This window comes from Streptomyces sp. NBC_01232, from assembly GCF_035989885.1.
Taxonomy (GTDB): Bacteria; Actinomycetota; Actinomycetes; order Streptomycetales; family Streptomycetaceae; genus Streptomyces.
Genome location: NZ_CP108518.1, coordinates 3416694 through 3436533 on the forward strand (window position 1 = coordinate 3416694; position 19840 = coordinate 3436533).

The window sequence follows — 19840 nt, forward strand, 5'->3', positions numbered from 1 at the left end:
GCCGGTGGCCCCCGTACGGGGGACGGGCCCGCGTACGCTGGGCCGGGTGAACGCCACTGACCGCACCCCTGCCGACCTGCTGCGATCCGCGCTCGCCGCCGATCCGGGCCGCCCGCTCGTCACCTTCTACGACGACGCCACCGGCGAGCGCGTCGAATTGTCCGTCGCGACCTTCGCCAATTGGGTGGCCAAGACCGCCAATCTGCTCCAGGGGGATCTGGGGGCCGAGCCCGGGGACCGGCTCGCGCTGATGCTGCCGGCGCACTGGCAGAGCGCGGTCTGGCTGCTCGCCTGTGCCTCGGTCGGGGTCGTCGCCGAGGTCGGCGGCGATCCGGCCGGTGCGGATCTCGTCGTCAGCGGGCCGGACACCCTGGAGGAGGCCCTGGCGTGCGGCGGTGAGCGGGTGGCGCTCGCGCTGCGGCCGCTGGGCGGCCGGTTCCCGCAGCCGCCGGCCGGGTTCGCCGACTACGCGGTGGAGGTGCCGGGGCAGGGCGACCGCTTCGCGCCCTTCGTGCCGGTGGATCCCGAGGGCCCGGCGCTGGTCGTCGGCGGCGAGGAGCTCACGCAGGCGGAGCTTGTGGTCCGCGCCCGCGAGGACGCGGCGAAGCTGGGCCTCGGCGAGGGCTCCCGGGTGCTGACCGGACGGGGCTACGACACCTGGGACGGCCTCTCGGCAGGGCTCTACGCGGCGCTGGCCGCGGGCGGGTCCGTGGTGCTGTGCCGGAACCTGGACCGGCTCCCGGCGGACGGGCTGGAGCGGCGCAGCGAGAGCGAGCGCATCACCCACACCGTCTGATCGCCGTCCGGAAGCCCGTCGCCCACACTGGTGAAGAGCAGGTACGGGCGATTTGTCACCCGCATGGCCCTAGACAAGCCCCTGCCCCCGGGCTGCTCCGGCAGCCCGGGGGCAGCATCGGCAGTGGCCGTGCTCACCCGTACGGCCGACGGCCCAAGTCGTAGCGGCGAGGGGACGGACGCCAGTGAGGGACAGCGCAGGCATACCGGACGACGCCGAAGCGGCCGGGGGCGCGGGACGCCCCCAGCGCAGCCGCGGGCGCCGGCGCCGGCTGCTGCGCCGGACCGGCCTCGGGGCCGCCTTCCTGGTCCTGGCGGGCACGGCCACCGGCTGGTGGCTCTACAACAAGCTCGACGGGAACATCACCGAGGACACCTCGGCCGCGGCCGAGCTGAGGCGGTACGAGCGGGAACGCCCGGCGCACCTGGCCACCGGGTCCCAGAACATCCTGCTGATCGGCTCCGACTCCCGCTCCGGCAGGAACAACGCCGGGTACGGCCGGGACAAGGGCACCCAGCGCTCGGACACCACGATCCTGCTGCACCTGCCGCAGGACCGCAGGAGCGCGACCGCGGTGTCGATACCCCGGGACCTGATGACGGACATCCCCACCTGCCGCAAGACGGACGGGAGCCGCACCGGCGAGCAGTTCGCGCAGTTCAACTGGGCCTTCCAGTGGGGCGGGGCCGCCTGCACGATCCGTACCGTCGAGAAGCTCACGGGGATCCGGATCGACCACCACATGGTGATCGACTTCGGCGGGTTCAAGAAGATGGTCGACGCCATCGGCGGGGTGGAGGTCTGCCTCAAGGAGCCGGTGAACGACTCCGAGGCCAAGCTGCGGCTGGCCGCCGGGCGCCAGACCCTGCGGGGCGAGCAGGCGCTGGGCTACGTCCGCGCCCGCCACAGCCTGGGCAACGGCAGTGACACCGAACGGATGGACCGGCAGCAGCAGTTCCTCGGTTCGCTCGTCAAGAAGGTGCAGAGCAACGGGGTGCTGCTCAATCCGGCCCGGCTGTACCCGCTGCTGGACGCGGCGACCTCCTCGGTGACCACGGACCCGGGGCTGGCCTCGCTGCGCGGCCTGTACGAACTCGTACGGGGCATGCGGGACATACCAACTGATCAGGTTAAGTTCCTGACGGTACCCCGCAAACCCTATGCACCGAACCCGAACAGGGACGAGCTGGTCGAACCCGATGCTGAACAGCTGTTCCAGCAGCTGCGGATGGACAAGCCGGTCACGGTCGCCCCGCCGGAGCCCACCCCGGCCACGGACGCGGCCGAGGCCCCCGGGACGGGCACGGAAGCCGGCGCGGACGCCGGTGCGGAGGCAGAGCTCACGGACGAGGGAACCATCACACCCCCGGTTCCCGTCCCCACTTTCACCGGAACCACTGCAGGGAACGCCGACTGCCGGTAAAGCAATCCCAAAAGCCGGTGACCGAACCGAGTGGGATGGGTGTTTCGCCCCGTTATAAGGGGAGTGGAATTTGTCACCAGCATGGTTTGCCGCCGAACAGGGCGGATAGGGTGAGCGATCCGGTGCCCGGCCGGACCAGAGGCGGGCACCAGCAGCCGGATCGTTGACCGTGCGCCCGGGGGAGGCGCGTCGCGAGGCACCGACGGAGGATTCGAGCAACCGTGGATGCGCAAAGCCGTGGGCGGGCCGAGGAGATCGACCCCGCAGACCAGTGGGTACTCAACCCCCGCACCGGCAACTACGAACTGCGACTGGCCGACTCCGCCGCGCAAGCGCGGCCCAAGGTCACCGCACCCCGCAGATCGCCGTCTGCTCCCTCCGCCCCCACCGCCCCCTCACCGGGCGTACCGAAGCCGCGCCGCGGCGACGCCCCGCCCGGTGGCCGGCGCGGCGGCCGCTCCCGCAAGGGCGGGGGCGGCGGAGGACGTCGCAAGAAGGCGCTGATCATCACCGGCGGAACCCTGGCGTTCCTGCTGGTGGGCGGCTCCGTGGCGGCGTACCTCTACTACGACCACCTGAACGGCAACCTCAACGTCACCGACGTGGCGGGCGCGGGCACCGGCGGCTTCAAGAAGGACCAGGCCATCAACATCCTGGTCATCGGTACCGACAAGCGCACCGGCGCCGGCAACGAGGCCTACGGGGACAAGGACAGCGTCGGCCACGCCGACACCACGATCCTGTTCCACGTCTCGAAGGACCGGACGAACGCGACCGCGCTGTCCATCCCGCGTGACCTGATCACCAACATCCCGGCCTGCCCGACGAAGCAGCCGGACGGCTCGACGAAGACGATCGCGCCCTCCAAGGGCACGCGCTTCAACACCAGCCTGGGTCAGGAGGGCCGCGACGCGGGCTGCACCATGCGCACCGTCAAGGAGCTCACCGGCGTCGAGGTCGACCACTTCATGATGGCCGACTTCAACGCCGTCAAGACGCTGAGCACGGCGGTCGGCGGAGTACCGGTGTGCCTGGACAAGGCCGTGAACGACGAGGGCGGTTCGCAGCTCAAACTGGACGCCGGCGAACACCGTCTGTCGGGCGAACAGGCCCTCGCCTTCGTCCGCACCCGGCACGGCTTCGGCAATAACAGCGACCTCGACCGGATCCGGATCCAGCAGCAGTTCCTGGGCTCGATGATGCGTGAGATGAAGTCGAAGGAGACGCTGACCAGCCCCAAGAAGTTCCTCTCCCTCGCCGAGGCCGCCACCAAGTCGCTGAGCGTGGACTCGGGGATCGGGTCCATCGGCAAACTCACCGATCTTGCCGGTGAGTTGAAGAACATCGACATGAAGAACATCACCTTCACCACCCTGCCGGTGGACGACAACCCGGCCGAACCGGTGGGCAAGAAGGCGACCGTCGTCGTCAACAAGGGCCTGGCCGATCCGCTGTTGCAGATGATCCGGGGGGACGTCTCGCTCACGGAGGTCGAGAAGAAGGAGCAGGCCGCCAAGGAGGCGGCCGACGCGGACGCGAAGGCCAAGCAGGACGCGCTGCTCCAGGGCAACCGCGCGGCCGCGGGCGACGTACGGGTGACCGTCTACAACGGCGGCGGGCCCCAGGGCGCCGCCTCCACCACGCTGAACTGGCTGCAGGGCAGCAAGGGCGTGTCCAAGGCGGGCCAGGGCGGCAACGCGCCCGCGAAGGTCGGCGCCACGCAGCTGGAGTACGCGCCCAACCAGGCCGACCAGGCCCGGGCGCTGGCGGACATCATGGGTCTGCCGGCCACCGCACTGAAGATGGGGACGGCGGATGCGTCGGCGAAGACCCCGATGAAGCTGACCCTGGGCCCGGACTTCACGCAGCCGGGGGCCGCGCTGTCGGCCCCGGTGCCGCAGCAGCTGCCCGAGGACGTGCAGCGGTCGCAGGCCGACAAGGCGACCTGCGCCAAGTAACGGGACCCGGCCGGGACACCGGCACACTGTTGACCAAGAAGGATCTTGAGGGGGACGCGTGAGGCAGAGCAGCGTGCGAGGGGAGGGGGCGAACGCCCGGGGCGCCGGGGAAATAACCGACGGCGAGCCGGGCGAGTCCGGCACGGTGCCCCCACCGCGGGGCGGCTCCAGAACGGGCCGCAGGACGGCCGGCAGCCGTCCCAACCGACGGGGCCGACGGCGCGTGCTGCGCTGGACGGCCTCTGTGCTGTCCTTCCTGATACTCGGTACGGCGGCGGCCGGTTACCTGTACTACCGCCACCTGAACGGCAACATCCAGACGGACGCGCTGAACCTCGGCGAGACCAAACTGGGCGGCTCCAAGCCCAACGCCTTCGGGCAGACGCCGCTGAACATCCTCCTGATCGGCTCGGACGCGCGCGACGACGCGGCGAACCAGGCCCTCGGCGGCGGCAGGGACACCTTCGACGGCCCGCCGCTCGCGGACGTGCAGATGCTGCTGCACCTGTCCGCGGACCGCAGCAACATGTCGGTGGTGTCGATGCCGCGCGACACGATGCTGATGATGCCCAAGTGCACCGAGCCGAACGGCAAGGTGCACCCCGCCAGCAAGGGCCTCGTACAGACCAACGAGTCCCTGCAGCGCGGCGGCCCGGGCTGTACGGTCGCCGCCTGGCAGGAGCTGACCAAGATCCCCATCGATCACTTCATGATGATCGACTTCAAGGGCGTGGTCTCGATGGCGGACGCCATCGGCGGCGTCCCGGTCTGCGTCGAGGAGAACGTCCACTCCCGCACCCGTGACGGCAAGGGCTCCGGCCTGAAGCTGCCGAAGGGCACGAGCGTCATCCAGGGCGAGACGGCCCTGCAGTGGCTGCGCACCCGCTACGGCTTCGAGGACGGCACCGACATCGGCCGCACGCACGCGCAGCACCAGTACATGACGTCGATGGCCCGCGAGTTCCGCAAGAACGCCAAGCTCACCAACCCGGTGAAGCTCAACAGCCTGGCGCAGGCGGCCATCGACGCCATGGTCGTGGACACCGGCCTGAACAAGATCGACAAGCTGTACGACCTGAGCACCGAGCTCAAGAAGGTCCCCCCGGGCCGGATCACCATGACCACCATGCCCTGGGTCTACAGCACCAAGCCCGGCCTGGACGGCCGGGTCGAGCCCATGGCGACGGAGGCCGAGGCCGTCTTCCGGATGGTCCGCGAGGACATCGCGCTCGACGGCAAGGGCAACGGGACCCCGGAGAGCGGCGCCTCTCCCTCGCCGGGCGCCTCCGCGACCCCGACCGCCCCGGTGACGGCGCCCACCACGGCCCCGGCCGCCGCTCCCGCAAAGATCTCGGTCTCCGTCCGCAACGCCACGAGCGGCAAGGACGGCACCGAGACCAGGGTCCGCAACCGGGCCGGCGACGTGGCCGCGCTGCTGGTCGGCAAGGGCTTCACCAAGGCTTTGGCCGACACCCAGACCGGGGCCGAGGACACCACGGTGATCCGCTACGCCACGGACGCGCAGGCGGCCGACGCGGGGGCCCTGGCCACCGCGCTGGGCCTGCCCTCCGCTTCGGTGCAGAAGTCGGATCAGGTCCCCGGGATCACCCTGTTCGTCGGCAAGGACTGGCGCAGCGGCAACGCGCCGACCCCGCCGCCGCCCGCCCCGACCGTGGCCCCGACCTCGGCCCACGCGCTCAACGGCGACAACGAGGGTGCCTGCATGGCGATCCAGCCGGGCTTCACCTGGTAGAGCGCGCGCGGAAGGGGCCCGGCGCGGCGGCTGTGACGGTACACAGCCTGCCCGCGCCGGGCCCCTTCCGTATGTCTCAGACCTGCGAGGAGTCCCGGTGCACGGCCGGACGGCGGCTCGCGATGACCTTGTCCGCCAAGGCCTTCGGGCTGGTCAGGAAGCCGAAGCCCCAGCTCAGGTGCATGGTCGCCAGGGCGACCGGGATCTGCGCCCGGGCCTTGATCCCGAGCCCCTTGCCCGCCGGTACGGAGCCCGCGGTGATCGCCGCGAGGTAGCCGGCCGGGACGGCGAAGCCCAGGGGGGTGACCGCCACGCCCACGACCACGCCGGCGGCGATCGCGCAGACCAGGGTCGGCGGGGCCAGGTAGCGCAGGTTGATGGAGCCCGAGTGGTAGCGGGCCACCACGTGGCGCCAGCGCCCGTAGTCCTTGTACTGCTTGGCCAGGGCCCGTACGGAGCGGCGCGGACGGTACTGGACCATCAGCTCCGGCGAGAACCAGATCAGGCCGCCGGCCTCGCGGATGCGGAAGTTCAGCTCCCAGTCCTGGGCCCGGATGAACTCCTCGTTGTAGCCGCCCTGCTGTTCCAGGGCCTCGCGGCGGAAGACACCGAGGTAGACGGTCTCGGCCGGGCCGGCCTGGCCGCCGGTGTGGAAGGGCGCGTTGCCGACGCCGATCCTCGAGGTCATCGCGGCGGCGACGGCCTCTTCCCAGGCGTTCTCGCCCTCGGCGTGCATGATGCCGCCGACGTTCTGCGCGCCCGTCTCCTCCAGGAGGCGGACCGCGGTGGCGATGTAGTTCGGGGAGAGCATGCCGTGGCCGTCGACGCGCACCACGATCGGGTGGCGCGAGGCCTTGATGGCGGCGTTGAGCGCCGCCGGGGTCCGGCCCGTGGGATTCGGGACGGTGTGGACTCGGGGATCCTCGGCGACGAGTTCTGCGGCGATCTCGTCGGTGCGGTCCGTGGACGGCCCGAGCGCGATCACCACCTCCATCTCGCCCGCGTACTCCTGTTCGAGGATGTGGCGGACGGAATCGCGGAGGTAGTGCTCCTCATTGAGCACCGGCATGATCACCGAGACTGCGGGCTGCTGGGCGGGCATGTCGTCCTTCAAGGTCGGGTATCGGTGTCACGTTACCGCGTACGGGGGAACCGGGTGCGCGCCGAGCGACCGGTACGGACAGCGGCTGATCGTATGGGCCTACTGTCTGTTGCATCAGCTGAAGCCGGCCAGTGCCCCGACTGGTCTCCCTGCTGCCCCCGCGGAGGTGTCCACCGTGCCCCAGCCGCACCGTCCCGCCCGTCCCGCCGGGCCGCCCCGGCCGCAGCGCGCCCGGCGCGGCGCGGGCGGCCGCGCCCGGCACCGGGACGGACGACCCCGGTGGGGGGTACGGATCGCGGCCGGCCTGTCGTTGGCGGTGCTCGGCTCCGGGGCCGTCGGACACGCCGTGATGACCGGACTGGACACCGGGATCGAGCGGGTGGACCCGTTCAAGGACATGAAGAACCGCCCTCAGGCCGGACACGGCCTCAATTTCCTGCTGGTGGGCACCGACGGACGGGAGAAGATCTCCCCGGAGGAGAAGCGCGAGTACCGCCTGGGCGGAGCGCCCTGCCACTGCACGGACACGATCATGCTCGTGCACCTGTCGGCGGACAAGGAGCGGGCCAGCGTGATCAGCCTGCCCCGCGACTCCTACGCCGAGGTGCCCGCCCACCGGGACCTGGTCTCCGGGAAGACGCACAAGGCCCATCCCGTACGGCTGAACGCGGCGTACGCCGAGGGCGGGCCCAACCTGACCGTGCGGACCGTGGAGAACATGACCCGGGTGAAGATCGACCACTACCTGGAGGTCGACTTCACCAGCTTCATGAAGACGGTCGATGCGATGGGCGGCGTGGAGATCTGCACGGCCAAGACCATGCGCGACCGCAACACCGGCCTCGACCTGCTGCCCGGCAGCCACCGCCTCAGCGGCGGACAGGCCCTGCAGTACGTGCGCTCGCGCCATGTCGACGGGGCCTCCGACCTCGGCCGGATGCAGCGTCAGCAGCGGTTCATCGCCGCCCTGATCAAGCAGGCGACCGGGGGTGGCGTACTGCTGAACCCGGTGAAGTTCAAGGAGGTCAGCGCCACCCTCCTCGGCTCGGTCCGGGCCGACAAGGACTTCGGCTCGGAGCAGATGCTGGCCCTCGGACAGGCGATGCGCGACTTCACCCCGTCCTCCTCGGAATTCGCCTCGGTGCCCATCGGCAGCCCCTCCTTCCCCGTCAAGGGCATCGGATCCACCGTGAAGTGGGACGAGCCGAAGGCGGCCAAGCTGTTCGAGGCGCTGCGCGAGGACCGGCCGCTGGCCCCGGCCCGGCCCGGGCGCACCGGTGGCGGCCCGCCCGCGGCGGTGCCGGTGGACGTGCCCCCGCGCCAGGTCCGGGTCCAGGTGGAGAACGGCACCCGGATCGACGGGCTGGGCGGGCGGGTCGACGCCGCCCTGCGCGCCACCGGCTTCGACACCACACGGGCCCCGGGCAACGGCGCCAGCCGTGAGGTCAGGCGCACGGTGGTCACGTACGACCCGCGCTGGGACCGCTCCGCGCGTTCGGTGGCGACGGCGCTGCCGGGCAGCGAGCTGCGGGCGGTCGCCGGCCAGGGCCGGACGGTGGTGGTGATCGCGGGCGCCGACTACCGCAAGGTGGTGCCGGTGCGCGCGGAGGACCCCTACCAGGGCGCCTTCGGGGTGGTCACCGGCGACCAGGTGGTCTGCGGGAACCGAGGGGCCGCGGAGGCCCCCTGAGCGACGTCAGTCGTCGAAGCCCTGGGCCGCACGCTCCTCGCGCAGCGCCATGATCGCCTGGCGGCGGGCGAGCCGGTGGGTGCGGCGGATCTGCGCCTCCTGGTAGCGCCGCTCGTCGCGCTCCGTCTCCGGGAGGACCGGCGGGACCTGGCGGGGCTTGCCCTCGGCGTCCACCGCCGCGAAGACGAGGTAGGCGCTGCCGACCTGGGTGGCGGGGGTGGACTCGTTCCACCGCTCCGCGAGGACGCGTACGCCGATCTCCATGGAGGAGCGGCCGGTCCAGTTGCACTGGGCCTTCACGTGGACGAGGTCGCCCACGCGCACGGGCGCGAGGAAGGCCATTTCGTCCATGGAGGCGGTGACCGCCGGGCCGCCCGAGTGGCGGCCGGCCACGGCGCCCGCCGCGTCGTCCACCAGCTTCATGATCACGCCACCGTGCACCGTACCGAGGAGGTTGGTGTCGTTGGCGGTCATGATGTGGCTCAGGGTCGTCCGGGAGGCTGCCGTCGGCTTCCCGGGCAGCTCGCCCGGTATCTGTGTCATACGGACACCTTAGTTGGCCCCTGGAGGCATCAGCTCTGCAACAGCAGCGGAACGGAATGCGGACCGGGCTGTCGGACGACGCCGGTGGCCAGGCATCCTAGGGCGCATGAATGACTGGCCAGAAGGTCGTGACGACGCGTACGGACGCGGCAGCGCGCAGCCGCAGCCCGACGGTGTGCAGCGGATGCGGCACATCCAGCGGCAGCCGCAGCCGCAGCAGCCGGCGCGGCCCCCGCAGCCCCCGCGCCCGCAGCGGCCGGCGGGCCCGCCGCCCACCCGCGGCGTACCCCCGCAGCAGGGGGGCAGCCACGACACGTACGGCGGTTACGACAGCGGCTACAACACCGGCCAGGTCTACGGGAACCCCGCGGGCGGCCCTCCCGGCGGGCCGGGAGGGCCCGGCGGGCCGTCCGGACCCGGCCGCCCCGGGCGGGCGCCCGGTCCCGCCCCGGACTGGCGCAGGCGGATCAAGGTCGGCTCGATCGTGCTGGTCTCGGCGCTGCTGGTGACCTCGGTCTCCACCTACTTCTGGGCCGACTCCAAGGTGCGCCGCGAGGTGGACCTCTCCAAGGTCATCGAGCGCCCGAAGGAGGGCGACTGCACGACGTACCTGATCGTGGGCTCCGACAGCCGCGAGGGCATGTCCGCCGAGGAGAAGAAGAAGCTGCACACGGGTTCGGCCGAGGGCAAGCGGACCGACTCGATGATGATCCTGGCGAAGTGCTCCAGCGGGAACACCATGATCTCGCTGCCCCGCGACTCGGACGTGGAGATCCCCTCCTTCGTGGGCTCTCAGTCCGGCAAGACCTTCCCCGCGCAGGGGCGCCGGGTCAAGCTCAACGCGGCATACGCGGAGGACGGCCCCGAGCTGCTGGTGCGGACGGTGGAGCACAACACGGGCCTGCGCATCGACCACTACGCGGAGATCGGCTTCGCCGGCTTCGCGAACATCGTGGACGCGCTGGGCGGTGTGGAGCTGAACATCGAGGAGGGCTTCAAGGACGAGAAGTCGGGCGCCGACTTCAAGGCCGGCAAGCAGACCCTCAACGGCGAGCAGTCGCTGGCCTTCGTACGGACCCGGTACGCCTTCGCCGAGTCCGACCTGCAGCGGACGAAGAACCAGCAGAAGTTCCTGTCGGCGCTGGCCAGTCAGGCCGCGACGCCTTCGACGATCCTCAACCCGTTCGCGCTCTACCCGATGCTGGGCGCGGGCCTGGACACGCTCATCGTGGACAAGGACATGGGCCTGTACGACATGGGCCAGATGTTCTTCGCGATGAAGGGGGTCAACGGCGGTGACGGGGTGTCGATGAACATGCCGATCTCCGGCCAGCGCGGCGGCAACCTCGTCTGGGACAAGGCGAAGGTGCAGCAGCTGGTGAAGCAGATCCAGAACGACGAGAAGGTCACCGTCCGCGGCAACTGACGGCGGCGGGGCGGTGATGACGGCGGCCCGGCGGGCCGCCGTCCCGTCGGTCCGCCCCGTCCTGCGCGCTCCCCGCTTCCCGGATCAGGCGTCCGGGGAGAACCGGATGGCGGCGGCGGGCAGCTGCGCCTCGCACCACACGCGGGCGCCGGTGCGCAGTTCGTTGTCGGCTCCCACGGCGGCGCCGTCGCCGACGACGGTGCCCTCCAGGACGGTCCGCGCGCCGATGGAGGCGCCGGCGCCGATCAGGCTGGCGTTCACCTGGGCGTCCGGGCCGATGACGGCGTCGTCGAGGACGATCGAGCCCTGCACGACCGCTCCGGCCTCGATGCGGGCTCGGGCGCCGACGACGGTGCCCCCGGAGAGCTTGGCCCCGGCCGCCACCTGGGCGCCCGGCAGGACCAGGGCCTCGCCGCGGCGTCCGGGGAGGGCCGGGGAGGAGACCACGCCGCGTACGAGGTCGGCGGAGGCCTGGATGATCGACTCGGGCTTGCCGAGGTCCATCCAGTAGGTGTTCTCGGTGACGCCGTGCAGCCTGGCCCCGGAGGCGAGCAGGCCGGGGAAGGTCTCGCGCTCGACGGAGACGGGGCGGCCGGCCGGGATGGAGTCGATCACGCTGCGGCGGAAGACGTAGCAGCCGGCGTTGATCTGGTCGGTGATGATCTCTTCGGGGGTCTGCGGCTTCTCGGTGAAGGCCAGCACCCGCCCCTGGGAGTCGGTGGGGACCAGACCGAAGGCGCGCGGGTCCTCGACCCGGACCAGGTGCAGGGAAACGTCGGCGTCGGCCGCCTCGTGGGACTCGACGAGACCGGCGATGTCCAGGCCGGTGAGGATGTCGCCGTTGAAGACGAGGACGGCGGAGTCCGGGCCGCCGGTCAGGCGCGCTCCGGCGTTGCGGATGGCGCCGCCGGTCCCGAGGGGCTCGTCCTCGACCACGTACTCGAGGCTGAGGCCGAAGTCGGATCCGTCACCGAAGTACGGCTCGAAGACCTCGGCGAGGTAGCAGGTGGCCATCACGATGTGGGTGACACCGGCGGCGGCGGCCCTGGCTATCTGGTGGGCGAGGAACGGGACACCGGCCGTGGGGACCATCGGCTTGGGCGTGTTCACCGTCACGGGGCGCAGGCGCGTCCCTTGTCCGCCGACCAGCAGGATCGCTTCCGTCATTGCGTTCTCCCCAACCGAATTCCGGCGTACGAAGGTCCAAATTTAGCCCATCCGGGGGCGTCCCAAGGCCGGAGCCGGATGGGGGTGACCGGGTGCGCTCCCCGGGGGGCGCGACACCCGGTGTGTCATGAAATGACCGGTGCCGAATGGCCCGTTCGACCGTCAGGCGGTGAACGGATTGGCGTGGCCGGGCAGTTGCTGTCCGGGCTGCAGGAAGCGCTGCCTGCCGGCCGCGTCCCGGACCGGGACGAACCCGGCGTCGGTCAGCCGCTGGGCGATACGCTGCCGGCGGACCGCGCCCAGCTTGAAGGCGCCCCCCAGGAACGCGGCGAGGGCCGCGCCGCCGGCGAGCGCGCCGACCGGCATGCCGACGAGGAGCAGGACGAGGACCAGGGCTCCGCAGGATCCCCAGGCGATCGTCTTCTGCCGCTTGTCCGCGGCCTGGGCCATGACGTCGAGCGTGATCCGGTCCTTCATCAGTGCCACGGATTCCTGCACCTCGGGGAGCGGCTTGAGCGTCCCCGGCCGCATTCCCGGCACGGTCCCGCCGTTGCCCGCCTGCGGGTGGGCGGCGATCGTCGCCGCTTCACGGGCGCGCGCCCCGGGGCTCGGATCCCGGTACATCCGCACCAGGACGAGCGAGTTGTTGTGCCCCGTCCGGTGCGCCCGGTCGTACGCGTAGCCGTACTGCTCCGCGATGTGGGCCAGGGCGGTCACCCGGTTGACCGTCGGCTCCGGGCCGATCTCGACGACGTCCTGGCGGGCGATCTGCCCGAGCAGCGCCGATATCTGGCGTTCCGTGAACATGCTTGTTACCGCCCCACCTGCGCGCCTACGGCTGACAGCCGCACAGCCTAGCCCTCCGCCCCTGCGCGAACTCCCCCGGCGGGCTGCCGGGGGAGTTCACGTCACTGCAGGTCAGGTCGGCGTTACGGCAGGTTGCGGGCCATGACGATCCGCTGGACCTGGTTGGTGCCCTCGTAGATCTGGGTGATCTTGGCGTCGCGCATCATGCGCTCCACCGGGTAGTCACGGGTGTAGCCGTAACCGCCGAGGAGCTGGACGGCGTCCGTGGTGACCTCCATGGCCACGTCGGAGGCGAAGCACTTGGCCGCGGCGCCGAAGAACGTGAGGTCCTCGTGGGCCCCGCCGGCGGAGACGCGCTCGGAGCGGGCGGCGGCCGAGTAGGTCAGCTGGCGGGCGGCCTCGATCTTCATGGCCATGTCCGCGAGCATGAACTGCACGCCCTGGAAGTCGCCGATCGGCTTGCCGAACTGCTTGCGCTCCTGGACGTAGCCCTTGGCGTAGTCCAGGGCGCCCTGGGCGATGCCGAGCGCCTGGGCCGCGATGGTGATGCGGGTGTGGTCCAGGGTCTTCATCGCGGTGGCGAAACCGGTGCCCTCGGCGCCGATCATGCGGTCGGCGGGGATCCGGACGTTGTCGAGGTAGACCTCGCGCGTCGGGGAGCCCTTGATGCCGAGCTTCTTCTCCGGGGCGCCGAAGGAGACGCCCTCGTCGGACTTCTCGACGACGAAGGCGCTGATGCCCTTGGAACGCTTCTCGGGGTCGGTGACTGCCATCACCGTGTAGTACTCGGAGACGCCTGCGTTGGTGATCCAGCGCTTGACGCCGTTGAGCACCCAGAAGTCCCCGTCGCGCACGGCGCGGGTCTTCATGCCTGCGGCGTCGGAGCCCGCGTCCGGCTCGGAGAGCGCGTACGAGAACATCGCGTCGCCCTTGGCCAGGGGGCCCAGGTACTTGGCCTTGAGCTCCTCGGAACCGGAGAGGATCACCGGGAGGGAGCCGAGCTTGTTCACGGCCGGGATGAGGGAGGAGGAGGCGCAGACGCGGGCCACCTCTTCGATCACGATCACGGTGGCGAGGGCGTCGGCGCCCGCACCGCCGTAGGTCTCGGGCACGTGCACGGCGTGCAGGTCGCTGGAGACCAGGGCGTCCAGGGCCTCCTGCGGGAAGCGGGACTCCTCGTCGACCGCGGCCGCGAACGGCAGGATCTTCGCCTCGGCGAGCGAGCGGACCGACTCGCGGAGCATGTCGTGCTCCTCGGCCGGGCGGTACAGGTCGAAGTCGGCAGAACCCGCCAAGATCTCTCACTCCCCAGGGTGATGCGTGATGCTAACTACCGTTAAGTAACCCAAGCTTAGTGGTCCGGTCACGGATGGCGATATGGACGGCCCACGTGAGTTGCGTGACAGCGGGGCACTCCTGGGGAACGTCCCCGCTGGTGGGCCCGACTATGCTCAGTGGCCGCAAACGGCCCCGCACCTCTGGAGCACCCATGGCCCCCCTCAGGATCACTGTGATCGGCACCGGCTACCTCGGCGCGACCCACGCCGCGGCGATGGCGGAGCTGGGCTTCGAGGTGCTCGGTCTGGACGTGGTGCCGGAGAAGATCGAGATGCTGGCCTCCGGCCGCGTCCCCATGTACGAGCCCGGGCTGGAGGAACTGCTGGCCCAGCACGTGGCCGGGCTGCCGGGCTCGACCGGACGGCTGCGGTTCACCACCTCCTGGGAGGAGGTCGGCGCCTTCGGCGACGTCCACTTCGTCTGCGTGAACACTCCGCAGAAGCACGGCGAGTACGCCTGCGACATGTCCTACGTCGACTCCGCGATGGCCTCCCTGGCCCCGCACCTGACCCGGCCGGTGCTGGTCGTCGGCAAGTCCACGGTGCCGGTGGGTTCGGCGCAGCGGCTGGCGGAGAAGCTCACGGAGCTGTCCCCGGCGGGCACAGACGTGGAGCTGGCCTGGAACCCTGAGTTCCTGCGCGAGGGCTTCGCCGTGCAGGACACCCTGCACCCCGACCGGATCGTGATCGGCGTCCAGGGCGAGCGCGGCGAGAAGCTGCTGCGCGAGGTGTACGAGACGCCGATGTCCGAGGGCACCCCGCTGGTGGTCACCGACTTCCCGACGGCCGAGCTGGTCAAGACCGCCGCGAACTCCTTCCTCGCCACCAAGATCTCCTTCATCAACGCCATGGCGGAGGTGTGCGAGGCCGCCGGCGGTGACGTGGTCAAGCTGGCCGAGGCCATCGGCTACGACGAGCGGATCGGCGCGAAGTTCCTGCGCGCCGGGATCGGCTTCGGCGGCGGCTGCCTGCCCAAGGACATCCGGGCCTTCATGGCGCGCGCCGGTGAGCTGGGCGCCGACCAGGCGCTCACCTTCCTGCGCGAGGTCGACTCCATCAACATGCGGCGCCGCGGGCACATGGTCGAGCTGGCCCGGGAGGCCGTGGGCGGTTCGTTCCTCGGCAAGCGGGTCGCCGTGCTCGGGGCCACCTTCAAGCCGGACTCGGACGACGTCCGCGACTCCCCCGCGCTGAACGTGGCCGGGCAGATCCACCTCCAGGGCGGTCAGGTCACCGTCTACGACCCCAAGGGCATGGACAACGCCCGCCGCGTCTTCCCGACCCTCGGCTACGCGGACTCCGCGCTGGCGGCGGCCCGGGGCGCGGAGGTCGTCCTCCACCTCACCGAGTGGCGCGAGTTCCGCGACCTCGACCCGGCGGAGCTCGCCGGTGTGGTCACCGACCGGCTCGTGCTGGACGGCCGCAACGCGCTGGACCCCGAGCGGTGGCGTGCGGCGGGCTGGACCTACCGGGCGATGGGCCGCCCGCGGGCGTAGCCCTCGGGCCGGGCGGGGGTGCGGATCCCTGGTGCCGGTGCGGCGCCGTTGCGGGGGCGCTGCCCCCGGACCCCCGCGCCTCATTCGCCGGCGGGGCCGGCTAGCGGCGGTGGCCGGCGGCGCGGGCGGTGAATTCCGCGTCGCGCACCACACGCTGGGCGTTGCCCCAGGTCAGCAGGGCCACCTCGGACTCCGGCCAGCCACGCTCCAGCAGCTCCGCGATCAGCCGCGGGTAGCCCGAAGGGTCGGTCAGGCCCGTCGGGCGGGGGTGGCCCGGTCCGGTGCCGAAGGCGGCGCCGAGTCCGACGCCGTGCGGGCCCGCGATCGCCCGTACGTGGTCCAGGTGGTCCGCCACCGCGTGCAGGGAGTCCCCGGTGCGCGCCGTGTCGAAGGTGACCATCGCGAGGCCGTTCGCCTCCCGCAGCTCGGCCAGGACCTCGTCGGTCGCGTTGCCCGGATGCGGGTTCAGCGAGGCCGCCGCCGTGTTCGAGATGATCACCGGGGCCTTGGAGGCCCCCGCGACCTGGCGGGCGACCGCCGGCGGGCAGCCCGTGAGGTCCAGCAGGATCGCCAGCCGGTTCGCCTCTCGGACCACCTCGTGGCCGAAGGCCGTCAGCTCCTCCAGGGCCCAGGGCGCCCCGGCGGGCGCGAGGGTCCGTACGCCCAGCGCGTGGAAGGCGCGCAGCGCCCCCAGGGAGTCGGTCAGCGTGCGGCCGGGCACGGGGCCCAGGAACGAGGCGATCCGGCCCCGGTTGCGGGCGTCGGCCATGTCGGCGGCGCTGAGCGCCAGGCACAGGCCGTCGGGGTAGCGGCGCATCAGGGTCAGCGCCGTGTCGATCTGGTCCAGCGTGTCGGAGAGCACCTGTTCACCGGCGGCGTCCTCGCGTGCCCGGCCGCCCGGCGGCACGAGCAGGGACCAGAACTGGGCCCCCACTCCCCCGGCGCGCAGCCGCGGGATGTCGGTGTCCACACCCGTGTCGGGGGTGTCGATGTCGTGGTACGGGCTCTGGTGCAGGGTCCAGACGAGGGTGTTGCACCCGTCGGCCACGGGATGGACGGCCAGCAGCGCGGCGGCCCGGTCGAGGGCGCCCGCCGCCACCGCCACCGCGGGTACGGGGAGGTCTTCGGCTCCGATGCCCACGGAGTGGGGTTCATCCTGCAGGTCGGCCATGGCGTTCGCTCCGGTCTCGGCGGCAGCAGGGAGAGGTGCTGCCACCGTGACACGGGGGAGGCCCGGGACGCCCGGCGGACGCAGCGTTCGAGTGAGACCGCAGGTCACACCCTGTCACCGCATCCGCCGGACCGGCGCGTCCGCTACCGGATCACCGCGTTCGACGGGCCCCGGGACGCCCCGAGATCGCGGGCCACCGACTCCGCGTCGCGCAGCACCCGTACCGCGTTGGACCAGGTCAGCTTGGCCAGATCGGCCCGGGACCAGCCGCGCACGAGCAGCTCGGCGACGAGGTTCGGGTAGCCCGCCACGTCGTCCAGCCCGGACGGGGTGAAGGCCGTGCCGTCGTAGTCCCCGCCGATGCCGATGTGGTCGATGCCCGCCACCTCGCGCATGTGGTCCAGGTGGTCCGCCACCGTGGCGGCCGTGGCCACCGGGCGCGGGCGCTCCGCCTCGAAGGCGCGGTGCAGGGCCATCGCCTCGGGGGTGGTGTCGAGGTGGTGGAATCCGTGCGCCCGCAGGTTCTCGTCCGCGGCCAGGGTCCATTCGACCGCCGCCGGGAGGATGAACTTCGGGACGAAGGTGGCCATCGCCACGCCGCCGTTGCCCGGCAGCAGGGCCAGCACGTCGTCGGGGATGTTGCGCGGGTGGTCGCAGACCGCCCGCGCCGAGGAGTGCGAGAAGACCACGGGCGCGGCCGAGACGGCGATCGCGTCCCGCATCGTCGTCGCGGCGACGTGCGAGAGGTCCACCAGCATGCCGACGCGGTTCATCTCGCGGACGACCTCGCGGCCGAAGTCGGTCAGACCGCCGTGCCGGGGCTCGTCGGTCGCCGAGTCCGCCCAGTCGATCGTGTCGTTGTGCGTGAGCGTCATGTACCGCACGCCCAGCTGGTGCAGGGCGCGCAGGGTGGCGAGCGAGTTGTTGATGGAGTGGCCGCCCTCGGCGCCCATCAGCGAGGCGATCCGCCCGTCGGCGCGGGCCGCCTCCATGTCGTCCGCCGTCAGCGCCCGCACGAGGTCGCCCGGATAGCGGTCGATCAGCTGGGTGACGACGTCGATCTGCTCCAGGGTGGCGCTGACCGCCTCGTCGCCCGCGTAGTCGGAGCGCACGTAGACGGACCAGAACTGCGCCCCCACGCCCCCGGCGCGCAGCCGGGGGATGTCGGTGTGCAGGTGCGCGGACTGGTCGCCCGCGATGTCGCGTTGCGCCAGGTCGTAGCGCACCTGCTCGCGCAGCGCCCAGGGCAGGTCGTTGTGGCCGTCCACGACGGGGTGCTCGGCCAGCAGCTCGCGCGCCTCGTCCAGACGCTGCGCGGCGCTCACTTCCCGAACCCGAAGGACTCCGCGTTCGCGACCTTCGTACGCAGCCGCTTGCCCTTCTCGGTGGCCTGGTCGTTCAGCTCCTGCTGGAAGTCGCGCATCCGGGCCTGCAGCTCGGTGTCGTGCGCGGCCAGCATCCGTACGGCCAGCAGGCCCGCGTTGCGCGCCCCGGCGATGGAGACGGTGGCGACGGGAACGCCGGCGGGCATCTGGACGATCGACATCAGCGAGTCCATGCCGTCGAGGTACTTCAGCGGCACCGGCACGCCGATGACCGGCAGCGGGGTGACCGAGGCGAGCATGCCGGGCAGGTGGGCGGCCCCGCCCGCGCCCGCGATGATCGCCTTCAGCCCGCGGTCTGCGGCGCGCTCCCCGTACGCGACCATCTCGCGCGGCATCCGGTGCGCGGACACGACGTCGACCTCGTAGGGGATCTCGAACTCGTCCAGGGCCTGGGCGGCCGCCTCCATGACGGGCCAGTCCGAGTCGGAGCCCATGACGATGCCGATGACGGGCCCTGCGGTGGAGGTGCTCATTCGGTGATCGTTCCTCTGAGATAGCCGGCTGCGTGACGTGCGCGCTCCAGCACATCGTCCAGATCGTCGCCGTAGGTGTTGACGTGGCCGACCTTGCGGCCGTGTTTCACGTCCTTGCCGTACATGTGGATCTTCAGCTGGGGGTCGTGGGCCATGCAGTGCAGGTACGCCGCGTACATGTCGGGGTAGTCCCCGCCCAGCACGTTCGCCATGACCGTCCACCGGGCGCGGGGGCGCGGGTCGCCGAGCGGGAGGTCCAGGACCGCGCGCACGTGGTTGGCGAACTGTGAGGTGACGGCGCCGTCCTGGGTCCAGTGGCCGCTGTTGTGCGGGCGCATCGCCAGCTCGTTGACCAGGATCCGGCCGTCGATGGTCTCGAACAGTTCCACGGCCAGGTGGCCGGTCACGCCGAGTTCCTTGGCGATGCGCAGGGCGAGGGCCTGGGCCTCGCCCGCGAGGGCCTCCGAGAGGTTCGGGGCCGGGGCGATCACCGTGTCGCAGACGCCGTCCACCTGGACGGACTCCACGACGGGATAGGCGACCGCCTGTCCGTGCGGGGAGCGGACGATGTTGGCCGCGAGCTCGCGGACGAACTCGACCTTCTCCTCCGCGAGGACCGGGACGCCCGCCTTGAAGGGGGCGTGCGCGTCCTCGGGGGTGCGGACGAACCACACCCCCTTGCCGTCGTAGCCGCCCCGCACGGTCTTGAGGATGACGGGGAACCCGCCCACCTCGGCCGCGAAGGCGCTCACGTCGTCCGGATCGCTCACGATCCGGTGGCGGGGGCTGGGCGCGCCGATCTCGTCGAGCTTGGCACGCATCACCCCCTTGTCCTGGGCGTGTACCAAAGCGTCGGGCCCCGGGCGGACGGGGATGCCGTCCGCTTCCAGGGCCCGCAGGTGCTCCATGGGTACATGCTCGTGGTCGAAGGTGATCACGTCACAACCGCGCGCGAAGGCTCGCAACGTCTCCAGGTCGCGATAGTCGCCGATGACGACATCGCTCACGACCTGGGCCGCCGAGTCCTGCGGGGTGTCACTGAGGAGCTTGAATCTGATGCCGAGGGGGATACCCGCCTCGTGGGTCATGCGGGCGAGCTGACCGCCGCCGACCATGCCGACTACCGGGAACGTCACTCCTCCAGGGTATCCGCCGGTATTCCGCCATCCGGACGGGCCCTGGCCCGATCTGTCCGTGTGCCGTGCGTCGCACGGTGCCGGAAGGCACAGACGCGGCACAGGGGGGACACTTAGCATGAGTGGGTTGACGGAGAACACCGGACGCCCCGTAAGCGGGCGGTGACCGACAGGACT

16 protein-coding genes are annotated in these 19840 nt (G+C 71.5%); 7 read left to right on the forward strand and 9 right to left on the reverse strand.

The features are described 5' to 3' along the window. The first annotated feature begins 46 nt into the window (after nt 1–46). The 4 genes from OG444_RS15760 to OG444_RS15775 all read left to right on the forward strand — a co-directional run bounded on the left by OG444_RS15760 (nt 47) and on the right by OG444_RS15775 (nt 5930). Complete coding sequence (locus OG444_RS15760; protein WP_327262773.1) at nt 47–796, forward strand: TIGR03089 family protein; 750 nt, start codon at nt 47–49, stop codon at nt 794–796. Nucleotides 797–980: 184 nt separating this feature from the next. Further along, nucleotides 981–2219 (forward strand): LCP family protein, encoded by a 1239-nt coding sequence (locus tag OG444_RS15765; protein ID WP_327262774.1) that lies wholly within the window; start codon nt 981–983, stop codon nt 2217–2219. A gap of 221 nt (nt 2220–2440) precedes the next feature. Then, entirely contained in the window at nt 2441–4177 is a 1737-nt protein-coding gene (locus tag OG444_RS15770; protein ID WP_327262775.1) for an LCP family protein, read from the forward strand. A 223-nt stretch (nt 4178–4400) separates the two neighbouring features. Beyond that, nucleotides 4401–5930, forward strand: coding sequence for an LCP family protein (locus OG444_RS15775; RefSeq protein WP_327262776.1), 1530 nt, complete (start codon nt 4401–4403; stop codon nt 5928–5930). Between the two features lie 76 nt (nt 5931–6006). Here OG444_RS15775 and OG444_RS15780 read toward each other — a convergent pair whose 3' ends face one another. Further along, on the reverse strand, nt 6007–7032 hold the full coding sequence (locus OG444_RS15780) for a glycosyltransferase family 2 protein (protein WP_327262777.1): 1026 nt from the start codon (nt 7030–7032) through the stop codon (nt 6007–6009). A gap of 175 nt (nt 7033–7207) precedes the next feature. Between OG444_RS15780 and OG444_RS15785 the strand changes: the two genes are divergently transcribed. Beyond that, on the forward strand, nt 7208–8722 hold the full coding sequence (locus tag OG444_RS15785; protein ID WP_405789170.1) for an LCP family protein: 1515 nt from the start codon (nt 7208–7210) through the stop codon (nt 8720–8722). Nucleotides 8723–8728: 6 nt separating this feature from the next. Here OG444_RS15785 and OG444_RS15790 read toward each other — a convergent pair whose 3' ends face one another. Next, on the reverse strand, nt 8729–9265 hold the full coding sequence (locus OG444_RS15790) for an acyl-CoA thioesterase (RefSeq protein ID WP_327262779.1): 537 nt from the start codon (nt 9263–9265) through the stop codon (nt 8729–8731). Nucleotides 9266–9371: 106 nt separating this feature from the next. On the opposite strand from OG444_RS15790, the gene OG444_RS15795 reads away from it, so the two are divergent. After that, a complete protein-coding gene (locus tag OG444_RS15795; RefSeq protein ID WP_327262780.1) occupies nt 9372–10691 on the forward strand; it encodes an LCP family protein in 1320 nt (439 codons plus the stop codon). An 84-nt stretch (nt 10692–10775) separates the two neighbouring features. Here the strand turns inward: OG444_RS15795 and OG444_RS15800 are convergent, their stop codons facing one another. The 3 genes from OG444_RS15800 to OG444_RS15810 form a co-directional block, all read right to left on the reverse strand. Next, complete coding sequence (locus tag OG444_RS15800; RefSeq protein ID WP_327262781.1) at nt 10776–11858, reverse strand: NDP-sugar synthase; 1083 nt, start codon at nt 11856–11858, stop codon at nt 10776–10778. 162 nt (nt 11859–12020) lie between these two features. After that, a complete protein-coding gene (locus OG444_RS15805) occupies nt 12021–12665 on the reverse strand; it encodes a hypothetical protein (RefSeq protein WP_327262782.1) in 645 nt (214 codons plus the stop codon). Nucleotides 12666–12787: 122 nt separating this feature from the next. After that, nucleotides 12788–13960: an acyl-CoA dehydrogenase family protein gene (locus OG444_RS15810; RefSeq protein WP_266392091.1), complete on the reverse strand. Its 1173-nt coding sequence runs from the start codon at nt 13958–13960 to the stop codon at nt 12788–12790. A 194-nt stretch (nt 13961–14154) separates the two neighbouring features. Here OG444_RS15810 and OG444_RS15815 point away from each other — a divergent pair, with 194 nt between their 5' ends. Then, entirely contained in the window at nt 14155–15498 is a 1344-nt protein-coding gene (locus OG444_RS15815; RefSeq protein ID WP_327262783.1) for a UDP-glucose dehydrogenase family protein, read from the forward strand. A gap of 100 nt (nt 15499–15598) precedes the next feature. On the opposite strand, the gene OG444_RS15820 is transcribed toward OG444_RS15815, so the two are convergent. The 4 genes from OG444_RS15820 to OG444_RS15835 form a co-directional block, all read right to left on the reverse strand. Next, nucleotides 15599–16669: a membrane dipeptidase gene (locus OG444_RS15820; RefSeq protein ID WP_327262784.1), complete on the reverse strand. Its 1071-nt coding sequence runs from the start codon at nt 16667–16669 to the stop codon at nt 15599–15601. A 143-nt stretch (nt 16670–16812) separates the two neighbouring features. Continuing rightward, nucleotides 16813–17994, reverse strand: coding sequence for a dipeptidase (locus OG444_RS15825; RefSeq protein ID WP_327262785.1), 1182 nt, complete (start codon nt 17992–17994; stop codon nt 16813–16815). Next, entirely contained in the window at nt 17991–18527 is a 537-nt protein-coding gene (gene purE, locus OG444_RS15830) for a 5-(carboxyamino)imidazole ribonucleotide mutase (RefSeq protein WP_327262786.1), read from the reverse strand. Before purE ends, OG444_RS15825 begins: the two co-directional genes overlap by 4 nt. Next, entirely contained in the window at nt 18524–19663 is a 1140-nt protein-coding gene (locus tag OG444_RS15835; protein WP_327262787.1) for a 5-(carboxyamino)imidazole ribonucleotide synthase, read from the reverse strand. The genes purE and OG444_RS15835 overlap by 4 nt, the downstream gene beginning before the upstream one ends. Between the last annotated feature and the right edge of the window lie 177 nt (nt 19664–19840).

Bases quoted from the DNA above. Each gene is read 5' to 3' on its own strand.
- OG444_RS15780 (WP_327262777.1), bottom strand. From the start codon at position 7,032: ATGCCCGCCCAGCAGCCCGCAGTCTCGGTGATCATGCCGGTGCTCAAT.
- OG444_RS15790 (WP_327262779.1), bottom strand. From the start codon at position 9,265: ATGACACAGATACCGGGCGAGCTGCCCGGGAAGCCGACGGCAGCCTCC.
- OG444_RS15795 (WP_327262780.1), top strand. From the start codon at position 9,372: ATGAATGACTGGCCAGAAGGTCGTGACGACGCGTACGGACGCGGCAGC.
- OG444_RS15800 (WP_327262781.1), bottom strand. From the start codon at position 11,858: ATGACGGAAGCGATCCTGCTGGTCGGCGGACAAGGGACGCGCCTGCGC.
- OG444_RS15805 (WP_327262782.1), bottom strand. From the start codon at position 12,665: ATGTTCACGGAACGCCAGATATCGGCGCTGCTCGGGCAGATCGCCCGC.
- OG444_RS15815 (WP_327262783.1), top strand. From the start codon at position 14,155: ATGGCCCCCCTCAGGATCACTGTGATCGGCACCGGCTACCTCGGCGCG.
- OG444_RS15820 (WP_327262784.1), bottom strand. From the start codon at position 16,669: ATGGCCGACCTGCAGGATGAACCCCACTCCGTGGGCATCGGAGCCGAA.
- purE (WP_327262786.1), bottom strand. From the start codon at position 18,527: ATGAGCACCTCCACCGCAGGGCCCGTCATCGGCATCGTCATGGGCTCC.